Origin of the sequence: Bradyrhizobium sp. SUTN9-2 (genome assembly GCF_003122645.1) — a bacterium.
In the GTDB taxonomy this organism is placed as follows: domain Bacteria; phylum Pseudomonadota; class Alphaproteobacteria; order Rhizobiales; family Xanthobacteraceae; genus Bradyrhizobium; species Bradyrhizobium yuanmingense.
In genome coordinates, this window is the sequence record NZ_LAXE01000001.1 from 2,493,103 (window position 1) to 2,495,339 (window position 2,237).

At 57.1% G+C, this 2,237-nt stretch carries 2 protein-coding genes and 1 pseudogene; all 3 read left to right on the plus strand.

The features are described from left to right. Nucleotides 1-194 (plus strand): hypothetical protein (locus tag XF30_RS38855; protein WP_204524499.1); only part of this gene is annotated, 194 nt, incomplete at its 5' end. A gap of 1,048 nt (nucleotides 195-1,242) precedes the next feature. Next, nucleotides 1,243-1,473 (plus strand): hypothetical protein, encoded by a 231-nt coding sequence (locus XF30_RS11465; RefSeq protein ID WP_109145669.1) that lies wholly within the window; start codon nucleotides 1,243-1,245, stop codon nucleotides 1,471-1,473. A gap of 514 nt (nucleotides 1,474-1,987) precedes the next feature. Beyond that, nucleotides 1,988-2,237: pseudogene (locus XF30_RS39225) on the plus strand (DNA-binding protein); the annotation flags it as partial.

Genomic DNA, 2,237 nt, shown 5'->3' on the forward strand with positions numbered 1-2,237 from the left:
ACACCATGATCGCAAGGGTCACAAGAAGAATGAAAAAGCAGCGCATTTTACGAAATCAATCCGAAGGCCATGTAGCAACTATGAAACGTCTCGCTCCGATGCTTTCACAAGGGCCGAGAAGCGATAACTACGAATTCGCGGCTCGTGAGGCGCGAACACCTTCGGTTCGCCAAGCCGGTAATGCATTATGCTGATAGTGCTGCCGCAAAACAGCAAGCTCGCCCCTGAGAACGACGAAAACATGCATTCTCAACCGAGAAGGGAAGGAATTTTGCATCGGATTTGAACGAAATGCTGATCGGGCGGGAAAGCGGCGGCGGCTGTATTCGCTTCTTTGGCGCAGCCGAGGACGGCTCCATGCGCGATCACGACTTGTTTCGGGTAGCCTCTTGGCCCTGACCGCCGCCGGTATCGCGCTTCTGGTCTAGCTTGCTCGCATTTGGCTTGATTTAGAGCGCGGTAGATGTAGTCAGGGAAGGGGCAGAGTTCTGCCTGCCGACCGAATCAACAAGCAGATCGTGGAATACACGGTGGTGGACACAGCGCTGCCTCCAAGACGTGCCTGGGCCGCTTCGGACACGACGAGAGGGCCATCGCTATTTCGATTTGGGCTAGGGGCAACACCTCGATGGCAGCAGATCTTCTGGAGCCGCAAGAGACTGTTTGAGTGACCATGAAAAGATACTATTCTGATATTCGCGGCGGTGGACAATTGATCCGCGACGATAAAGGCGTGGAGCGACCCATAGCAAGCCTGCGCGCCAAAAGGCTCTCCGAGATAGCCCGCGAATAGGCTGGAAGCAGGCCGCATCGCCCATGACACTTGAAGTTCGCGATGACCATAGCCCTGTCTTGCAGCTGGCGTTTCCAGCTTCCAAGGGGAACGTGATGAACAACACGTTCCCACCCGGAGCGTTGATGCTGTTTCAACACGCGGCCGCCCGATCTAAAGGATAAAGCAAGTCACGCACACCGTGTTGTTTCGTGAACTGCCGGAACTGGCAGCACCAACGCCCTTTGCTGGAGCAGCTGGAAGATCAAAAACAATATCCCCATCGTGTTGCGCTAGGGAAAACCGAATTGGATGGGGAACACTAAATTGACGAGTGGCTCGCGGCAAGGATTGCGCAAGAAAGTGCTGGCTCGATGAGCAGCAAGACGGCGAGTGATCGGCCATTTTCGCCGTTAATCGTCATGCCCGCAATGCTAAGTTGTTCCGCTGCGACTGGCTGGGGGAGCAACATGGTCAACGCATTCCGCAACACGGTCATGGCTGTCACTTTTATCGCAAGCGCCAGCGTCAGCATTTTGTGGGATTTCAACGGCTACATCGCCTGTGGGCTTGCGCTAGTAGTCTCATTCGCGGCCGGATATTGCGTCGAGCGCGCCTTGATCAATCGGTCCCATCGCGAGATGATCCAACTCTACGGTGCGGACTGGCACTCGGCAGAGGATCGACGCGACGGTACGTGATCGCCATCCCAGTTTGTCGACCGTTGAGACACGTCGGACGGGTCACGCTGATGGGCCTCTGTGCCGGCACCATAGCCACTGCTTTCTCCGTTTCGGGCCGCAGGGAAATCATTCGTTGACCTCAAAAGCGGATTTCCACGCCTCGGCATTGCACAGGTCATCCACCATCGGGTAACGGTCACCCGCGATCGCGATGGCTCTATTCGGCTTATCCTTGTTGAAGCTAACCAGGAGATGCGGCCTTCATTCCTTGACCCCTGAGAAGATCTTCCTCGTAAGACGCGCCGCCTTTAGCTCGAATGACAGCCCGCGCGAAGAAGCTGCTCGACCGCGCAGCCTGATACCCGGAAAGCCGGATAAGCGGAACCGCATGTCTCCGGCTTTGTGCCTTTCCGTTCATACTGATCGTCGGATTTGTAGCGCGGCCCTTGAGAGGAAGAGGGCCGCGCTGCGCTCCGTGACGGGTTGGAGGCCCAGAGAGAGTCTTTGGGCCGCCCGTCGCAGAGTATCACCCTTGGCTACTGTCGTTCAGAAGGTCATCCCGTCGTCCTCGCGCGACATTCCCTTCAAGTCTGGTGCTCAGCCAGTCGAAAGTCCGGCGCGTGAAGGCCGGCATCTCCATTGAGGAGCTGGTTGACGATATCGCCCGGCGTACCCTGCTCCAAAGTCTCAATGTGCGGCGGGTCCTCGACGCGGAAGGTGCCGAGACCGGCATGTTCGAGATCCCCGTCGGTGGACAGCGCTACCGCTGGAGCTGCTCGTGT

Bases quoted from the DNA above. Each gene is read 5' to 3' on its own strand.
- XF30_RS11465 (WP_109145669.1), top strand. From the start codon at position 1,243: ATGGTCAACGCATTCCGCAACACGGTCATGGCTGTCACTTTTATCGCA.